We start from the raw sequence: 7760 nt of genomic DNA, 5'->3' as shown, positions 1-7760 counted from the left end.
GGGGGGGGTTTTGGTTAAACACACACCCCCCCCCCCCGGGGCCGCGCCACCGCCATGCCCCCGCGTGCCTCGCCGCCGTGCCGCCCGGGCACGGCTTGGCCGAATCTTGACCAACATGTGGGGAAGCTTGACCAAAGCAAGGGTCGTGTCTTGAGCGAGGACCGGCAGTGTTGTGGGTGAGGGCAGCACAGCCCCAGGCACACAGGAGAAGCCATGTACACCAGCCCCGACCAGACCCCCCGTTCCTTCGCCACCACGCCGCGTGAACCCCTCACCGGACCCGTGCTGGACCAAGACCCCGCCGCAGTGGGAGGACAGCCGCTCCAGCCGCACGGCGGCCACCAGCACGGCGCCGCCCACCAGCACGGCAAGGGCCACCACCTGATGCACCTGCTCATGTGCGCACCGATGCTGCTCGTCGTGGGCGCCTACCTGTGGGCGGGCCGTTCCAGCATCGGGGCAGGAGGGGCGCTGGCCGCCCTGGTGCCGGCCATCGGCTGCATGGTCATGATGGGGCTGATGATGCGCATGATGGACCACGGCTCCCGTCACTGACCACCACCCCGCGGCCTACCCGCCCGCGACACCCGCATCGAGGAGCAACCATGAACCACTCGGCCACCACCGCAGCCATCCACGACCAGACCATCGCCACCCACTACACGTGCCCCATGCACCCGGAGGTCACCAGCGACCAGCCCGGACGCTGCCCGAAGTGCGGCATGTTCCTCGAGGCCGCCGCGGCCCAGGACGCCGCCGCCCCGCCCCTGCAGCTGGTGGCCGAGCCGCAGGACACCGGCACGTGGACCTGCCCGATGCACCCCGAGGTCACCAGCGACCAGCCCGGACGCTGCCCGAAGTGCGGCATGTTCCTCCAACCCGCCGACGGCGGGGACGCGCCGGCCGCCCAGCAGCACGATCACCAGCACGCTTCCGGCCACCAGCACGCTTCCGGTGAGCAGGTGGGGACAGTGGCGCACGACGGGACCCGTGCGGGGAGCTGGACCTGCCCGATGCACCCGGAGATCCGCCGTGACGGGCCCGGCGACTGCCCGATCTGCGGGATGGCGCTCGAACCGGTCTCCGCCGGGCTGGACGACGGCCCGAACCCTGAGCTGGTCGACATGCGGCGCCGGTTCCGGCTCGCGGCGGTGCTGACCGTGCCGCTGGTGGTCCTCACCATGGGCCCGCAGCTGGTGCCGGCGATGCGCGGGCTGCTGCCCGCCACCGTCGCCCCGTGGGTGGAGCTGGTGCTGTCCGTGCCGGTGGTGTGGTGGGCGGGCTGGCCGTTCTTCGTGCGCGGCGCCAAGTCGGTGGCCAGCCGCCACCTGAACATGTTCACCCTGGTGTCGCTGGGTGTCGGCGCGTCCTGGCTGTACAGCCTGGTCGCGGTCCTGGCGCCGGGGCTGTTCCCGGCGAGCATGCGCGGCGCTGACGGGCGGATCGGCACCTACTTCGAGGCGGCCGCGGTCATCGTCACCCTCGTGCTGCTCGGCCAGGTCCTCGAGCTGCGGGCCCGTGACCAGACCTCCGGGGCGATCCGCGCGCTGCTGGACCTCTCACCGGCCACCGCCCACCGCATCGAGGCCGACGGCACCGAGACCGACGTGCCGGCCGCCGACCTGCAGCTGGGCGACCGGTGCCGGGTGCGTCCCGGCGAGAAGGTGCCCGCCGACGGCACCGTCGTCGACGGGCACGCCTACGTGGACGAGTCCATGATCACCGGCGAGCCTGTCCCCGTCGACAAGAACACCGGTGACCGCGTCATCGGCGGCACCATCGCCAACGGCGGCAGCATGGTCGTGGAGGCCACCGGCCTGGGCGCCGACTCCACCCTGGCCCGCATCGTCGACCTGGTCTCCCAGGCGCAGCGGTCCCGCGCACCCATCCAGGGTCTGGTCGACAGGATCTCGGCCGTGTTCGTGCCGGTCGTCATCGTCATCGCGCTGGCCGCCTTCGGGATCTGGTTCGCGGTCGGGCCGCAGCCGCGGCTGCCGTTCGCGATCGTCGCCGCCGTCAGCGTCCTGATCATCGCCTGCCCCTGCGCGCTGGGCCTGGCCACCCCCATGTCGATCATGGTCGGTGTCGGCCGCGGCGCCGGCGAGGGCGTGCTGGTCAAGAACGCCGAGGCGCTGGAGCGGCTGCAGAAGATCGACACCCTGGTGGTCGACAAGACCGGCACCCTCACCCAGGGCCGGCCCAGCCTGGTCGACCAGCAGGCGGTCGACGGCCACGACCCCGCGACGGTCCTCGCGCTGGCCGCCGCCGTCGAGGCCGGCTCCGAGCACCCGCTGGCGCGGGCCGTGGTCGACGCCGCCCGCGAGGCGGGCCGGCCGGTGGCTGCGGCCGTCGACTTCGCCGCCTTCCCCGGCGGCGGGGTCAGCGCCACCGTGGACGGCCACCACGTGGTCGTCGGAAGCCCCGCCTTCCTCGACACCCAGGCCATCGACACCCACGCCCTGGCCCCCGTGGTGGAGGCCTACCGCCGCCGCGGCGCCACCGCCATCGTCGTGGCCGTCGACGACCGGCCCGCCAGCGTGCTGGCCATCGCCGACCCCCTCAAGCCGACCACCGCCGGCGCGATCGAGGACCTGCGACGCCGCGGCATGAGGGTCGTCATGCTCACCGGCGACAACGCCACCACCGCACGGGCCATCGCCGACGAGCTGCACATCGACGAGGTGATCGCCGACGTGCTGCCCGACCAGAAACACGGTCACGTGCAGGCGCTGCAGGCCCAGGGCCACAAGGTCGCCATGGCCGGTGACGGCGTCAACGACGCGCCCGCCCTTGCCGCGGCCGACGTGGGCGTGGCCATGGGAACCGGCACCGACGTGGCCATCGAGAGCTCCGACGTGACCCTGCTCGGCGGCGACCTGGCCGCCCTGGTCAAGGCCCGCGACCTGTCGGTCGACACGATGCGCAACATCCGCCAGAACCTGGTGTTCGCGTTCATCTACAACGTGGTCGGCATCCCGCTGGCCGCCGGGGTGCTGTACCCCGCCTTCGGATGGCTCCTGTCGCCCATCATCGCGGCAGCAGCCATGGCCCTCAGCTCGGTCAGCGTGATCACCAACTCGCTGCGCTTGCGTCATCACCGCTGACCGACCCCCAGGCTGGGGGGCCCCCCCCCCCCGGGGGGGGGCCCCGGGGGGGGGCCGGCCCACAGCCACCTGGGCGCACCAGGGCCCCTCACCCCGCGGCGCGCGGCCGGCTCCCCCCCCCCCGCGCGGGGCGGGCCCCCCCCCCCCCCCCCCCCCCGGCGGGGGCCCCCCCCCCCCGGGGGGGGGCGCCCCAGCTGTGCGTCCAGCCAAACGAAGACTTGAGCGAACCTTGACCGTCACGGCAGTCCCGCCACAACCTGCGCCGGCCACAGTGGGGCCATGAGCACCTTGCACCACGCCCCCGCCCCGGGCCCATCGGGCATGGCGCCGGCCGGATGCGGACGGCGGAACGACCTCCACGCCGGGTTCGGCCAGTGCGTCCCCACCACGGGGACGACGCGATGAGCGGCCTGACGCGCCGTGCGCTGTTCGGCCGCGCGTCGCTCGCCCTGTCCGGGGCCGGGGCGGCGGCCGCGCTCGCGGGCTGCTCCTCCAGCACCGGTGTGAGGGCCGAGGACGGTTTCGCCGCCGGGGACGGCACCGTCACCCTCGTCGACCCCGCCCAGCGCACGCCGCTGCCCAGCCTGTCGGGCACCACCCTGGACGGCAACCCGCTCGACCTGTCCCAGTACAAAGGAAAGGTCATCGTGCTCAACGTGTGGGGCTCCTGGTGCCCGCCGTGCCGGCACGAGGCCCCGCAACTGGTCGCGGCGTCAGCGAAGACCACGGGAGTGGCGCAGTTCGTCGGTATCGACACCCGCGACACCAACAAGGCCGCCGCGCAGGCGTTCGTCCGCAACGCGAGGATCGGCTACCCGAGCCTGTACGACCCCGACGGTGCGCTGCTGCTGCGGCTGCGGTCCGTGCCGCCGAAGGCGATCCCCAGCACCCTGGTCGTCGACCGGCAGGGACGCCGCCGCGCGGGTGCTCGGGGAGGTGCGTGCCACCACGTTGGTGGCCATGGTCCACGATGTCGCGGCGGGCAGGTGACGCCGCTCGACGTCCAGGCAGCGCTCTTGGCAGCCCAGTACGGGACGCCCATCTGAGGACGGGGCGCCATTGCTTGCTATTTAGGTAAGGCTTACCTAACTTGTTCTCATGAGCGCTGCTGCCCTGCCTTCCGCCCGGGTCCGCTCACGGGGGCGCCTGTCCGCGCTGTGGGGGCCGGGCCTGATCGTCATGCTCGCCGACACCGATGCTGGATGCCTGATCACCGCGGCCCAGTCCGGCGCGCAGTGGGGGTACGCGATGGTGCTGCCCCAGATCGCCCTGATCCCCATCCTGTTCATGGTCCAGGAGATCACCGTCCGACTTGGTGTGGTCACCGGCAAAGGGCACGGCACCCTCATCCGTGAGCACTTCGGCACGGGATGGGCATGGTTCTCCGGCGCCACCTTGTTCATCTCGGCGATCGGCGCCCTGCTGACGGAGTTCGTCGGCGTGGCCGGCGTGGGTGAACTGTTCGGCATCCCCCGCACCGTCACGATTCCCGTGGCGACCGCTGCACTGGTGGGAGTCTGTTTCACGCGCGGGTACGCGCGGGTGGAGCGGATCGGGATCGTCGTCGGGCTGGGGGAGCTGGCCTTCATCCCGGCGATGCTGCTGGCCCACCCGCGCTGGTCGGACCTGTCCCACGGCCTGCGCCAGTTCCCGGTGCACCATGCGTCCTACCTGTTCCTGCTGGCCGCCAACATCGGTGCCGTGGTGATGCCGTGGATGATCTTCTACCAGCAGAGCGCGATCGTGGACAAGGGCCCGCGGCGCGACCAGCTGGCGGATGAGCGTCGGGACACCGCTGTCGGGTCCGTGTTGACCCAGGTGATCATGATCGTCGTGGTGGTCGCCTTCGCTGCCACCGTGTTCACCACGCGGCGAGGCGCCCCGCTCAACAGCGTGGCGGACCTCGCGCATGGCCTGGCGCCGGCGACGGGTACCGGTGTCGCCGATGTGCTGGTGGGGGTTGCGGTGCTGGGCGGCGCGCTCGTGGCTGCACTCGTGGTGTCCCTGGCCGGGTCGTGGGGGCTGGCCGAGGTGCTGCGGTGGCGGCACAGCCTCAACGAATCCCTCAACCGGGGCAACTGGAAGTTCTACGCCGTCTACATCCTCGCCCACGTGGTCGGGGCTGTGCTGGTGCTCGCCAGCGTCGACCTCGTCAGTCTTGCGGTGGACGTCGAGGTGATGAACGCGCTGCTGCTGCCCGTCACGCTGACCTTCCTGCTGCTGCTCGAGGCGAAGGCGCTGCCCGCAGAACACCGCATGCACGGCCCCTATCGCTGGGTGTGCACTGGGCTTTCCGTCGTCGTGATCGGTTTCGGGCTGTACATGATCCCCCAGGCACTGGGCTGGTGAGCCGCCGAACGCGCGGCTCGTCCCCCTCGACCGGTCCACTGCGCTGGCGCTGACGACACCACGTGGTGGAGCACCGGATGGCCGGCGTGGGATTGAGCAAACCTTGACCGTCGCGGCAGGGCCGCCGCAACATGCGGCGACGAGTGTGGAGCCGTGAAAACGTTGTTGAACGCGCCGGGCACGACCGGCGCCCCCACCCCGGCCCCGTTGGACGTGACGCTGGTCAGCGCACCGGGCTGCCACCTGTGCGAGGACGCCCGCGGCGAGTTGGGCCGCCGCGCCACCGCCGGGCAGGTCGCGGTGCGCGAGGTCGACGCGGAGTCCGACGAGGGCCTCGACCTGGTCACCCGCCACCGCCCGGCCCTCTTCCCGCTGGTCTTGGTCGATGGCGAGTTCTTCAGCGCCGGCAGGCTGCCGCGCCGCAAGCTCGACAAGCTCACCAGTAGCGCCGGGCGGCGATGATGGGAACCGACCTGCTCGCCACCGGCAGCATCCTGGCCGCCTTCTTCGCCGGCATGGTCGCACTGTTCGCGCCCTGCTGCATCGTGTTCCTCGCGCCCTCCTACCTCGCCGCGGCAGTCAAGAACAACCGCTGGCGGCTGCTGCCGCTGACCTTCGTGTTCGCTGCCGGGCTCGCCGTCGTGCTGGTGCCGATCACCCTGGGCGTCAGCCTCATCTCCGGCGCCATCGCCAAGTACCACCAGCCGCTCTACTGGGCCGGTGGGCTGCTGATGATCGGCCTCGGCGTCCTGGCCCTGTCCGGGCGGATGTGGTCGATGCCGTCCATGCTGCGCGCCCCAGCCACCGGCCGCGGCGACTCGGCCACCTTCTTCAGCCTCGGCGTGTTCTCCGGCATCGCCTCCAGCTGCTGCGCCCCCGTCCTGGCCGGAGTCATGACCCTCTCGGCCCTGTCCAGCAATCCTGTCGGTGGGCTGATGCTGGGGCTGGCGTTCGTGTTCGGCATGGTCATCCCGCTGTTCGTGATGGCGCTGGTGTGGGACGCCGCGAACCTCAGCCAGCGCCGCTGGGGCAAGGCGCATCCCCTCCACCTGCGCATGGCCGGACGCGACATCCACACCACCAGCATCAACCTCCTCGTCGCCGTCGCCTTCTGGGTGATGGGCATCTGGGTCATCGTCCTCGCCCAGGCAAGGACAATGACCGGCCCCGGCAACTGGTTCCAGCGTGCCGCCGGCGCCTGGGTCAGCGACACCGCCCGCCGGATCCTCACCGTGCTCGCACCCATCCCCGACCCGGTCCTCGGCCTGGCGCTGCTCGCCGTCGCCGCCGCGTTCGTCTGGTTCACGCTGCGCGAGCGGCGCCACGACACGCACACCCCCACCGGTTCCGCGGACCACGCCCACTGCCACGACCAGCACCACACCAACGTCAGGACACCCGCATGAGCACCACGCGCAACCCCCGCACCAGCAGCCGCCGCGAACAGCTGCACCAGCAACAACACGCCGATGCGCTGGCCCAGGCCAAACGGCGCCGCACCCGCCGGCTGCTCGGAGCACTCGCCGCCGTGATCGCGGTCGTCATCATCGGCCTCGGCCTGTGGAGCGCGCGACCGAAGAACGGCGCAACCAGCGGCACCGCACCCCAGTTCAGCCTGACCACCACCGCCGGAACCACGGTGTCCCTGTCCGACTACAGGGGCAGGCCCGTACTGCTGTACTTCAACGAGGGAGCAGGCTGCGGAGCCTGCACCCAGCAGATGGCCACGATCGAGAAGGACCCGGCCTTCCAGAAGTCCGGCATCACCGTGTTACCCATCGTCATGAACACCAAGGCCCAGATCCAGCCCGACCTCGACACCTACGGCGTCAAGACCCCCTACCTGCTCGACGACGGCACCGTCTCCAAGGCCTACGACACCTTGGGCAAAGGCATGCACGCCGACCTGCCCGGCCACGGCTTCGTCCTCATCGACAAGTCGGGCAACAAGGTCTGGCAGGGCGACTACCCCTCCATGTGGATCGACCCCCACGACCTCCTGACCACCGCCAAGAGCCACCTCAGCAACTGACCGCCCAACCAGACCATCCGACCGCAGGGCCGGCGTGCACGCTCTACCCGGCCCCGCCGGTCACACGCCTGGACACCGCGGTTCGGGTCTGGGGAGACGGCCGTGGTGGTTGGCCATCCTGCGTCATGCGCCGTCCCCGCACTGGGCCTCTTTCGGTCATTTCCCGACGATGCCCGACAGTGAGCGCGCGAGCCCTCAACGCTGTGACGCCACTGTCGGACTGGGCCGCCCCCTTCATTCGGTCCGGTCGCTGTGCGAGTCGTCGGTTTCCGATT

At 71.4% G+C, this 7760-nt stretch carries 6 protein-coding genes and 1 pseudogene; all 7 read left to right on the top strand.

Annotated elements, in window-relative coordinates; translation table 11 throughout:
* Nucleotides 1-213 precede the first annotated feature (213 nt).
* The 7 genes and pseudogenes from ABF648_RS11435 (at nt 214) to ABF648_RS11405 (ending at nt 7485) form a co-directional block, all read left to right on the top strand.
* Complete coding sequence (locus ABF648_RS11435) at nt 214-555, top strand: hypothetical protein (RefSeq protein ID WP_025402405.1); 342 nt, start codon at nt 214-216, stop codon at nt 553-555.
* A 50-nt stretch (nt 556-605) separates the two neighbouring features.
* Nucleotides 606-3104 carry a copper-transporting P-type ATPase gene (locus ABF648_RS11430; RefSeq protein WP_415632381.1) on the top strand — a complete coding sequence of 833 codons (2499 nt, stop codon included), beginning with the start codon at nt 606-608 and terminating at the stop codon, nt 3102-3104.
* A gap of 401 nt (nt 3105-3505) precedes the next feature.
* A pseudogene (locus ABF648_RS11425) lies at nt 3506-4094 on the top strand (TlpA family protein disulfide reductase).
* A 108-nt stretch (nt 4095-4202) separates the two neighbouring features.
* Complete coding sequence (locus ABF648_RS11420) at nt 4203-5453, top strand: NRAMP family divalent metal transporter (protein ID WP_415632380.1); 1251 nt, start codon at nt 4203-4205, stop codon at nt 5451-5453.
* Nucleotides 5454-5606: 153 nt separating this feature from the next.
* Nucleotides 5607-5915, top strand: coding sequence for a glutaredoxin family protein (locus tag ABF648_RS11415; RefSeq protein WP_025402402.1), 309 nt, complete (start codon nt 5607-5609; stop codon nt 5913-5915).
* Nucleotides 5912-6859: a cytochrome c biogenesis CcdA family protein gene (locus ABF648_RS11410; RefSeq protein ID WP_224209229.1), complete on the top strand. Its 948-nt coding sequence runs from the start codon at nt 5912-5914 to the stop codon at nt 6857-6859. Before ABF648_RS11415 ends, ABF648_RS11410 begins: the two co-directional genes overlap by 4 nt.
* On the top strand, nt 6856-7485 hold the full coding sequence (locus ABF648_RS11405) for a peroxiredoxin family protein (RefSeq protein ID WP_025402400.1): 630 nt from the start codon (nt 6856-6858) through the stop codon (nt 7483-7485). Before ABF648_RS11410 ends, ABF648_RS11405 begins: the two co-directional genes overlap by 4 nt.
* Nucleotides 7486-7760: the final 275 nt, after the last annotated feature.

It is taken from the genome of Propionibacterium sp. (genome assembly GCF_047719395.1).
Taxonomy (GTDB): Bacteria; Actinomycetota; Actinomycetes; order Propionibacteriales; family Propionibacteriaceae; genus Propionibacterium.
This window is presented reverse-complemented; position numbering and strand designations above follow the sequence as displayed.

Coding starts and splice junctions, on each gene's coding strand:
- ABF648_RS11435 (WP_025402405.1), top strand. CDS start 214: ATGTACACCAGCCCCGACCAGACCCCCCGTTCCTTCGCCACCACGCCG.
- ABF648_RS11430 (WP_415632381.1), top strand. CDS start 606: ATGAACCACTCGGCCACCACCGCAGCCATCCACGACCAGACCATCGCC.
- ABF648_RS11420 (WP_415632380.1), top strand. CDS start 4,203: ATGAGCGCTGCTGCCCTGCCTTCCGCCCGGGTCCGCTCACGGGGGCGC.
- ABF648_RS11410 (WP_224209229.1), top strand. CDS start 5,912: ATGATGGGAACCGACCTGCTCGCCACCGGCAGCATCCTGGCCGCCTTC.
- ABF648_RS11405 (WP_025402400.1), top strand. CDS start 6,856: ATGAGCACCACGCGCAACCCCCGCACCAGCAGCCGCCGCGAACAGCTG.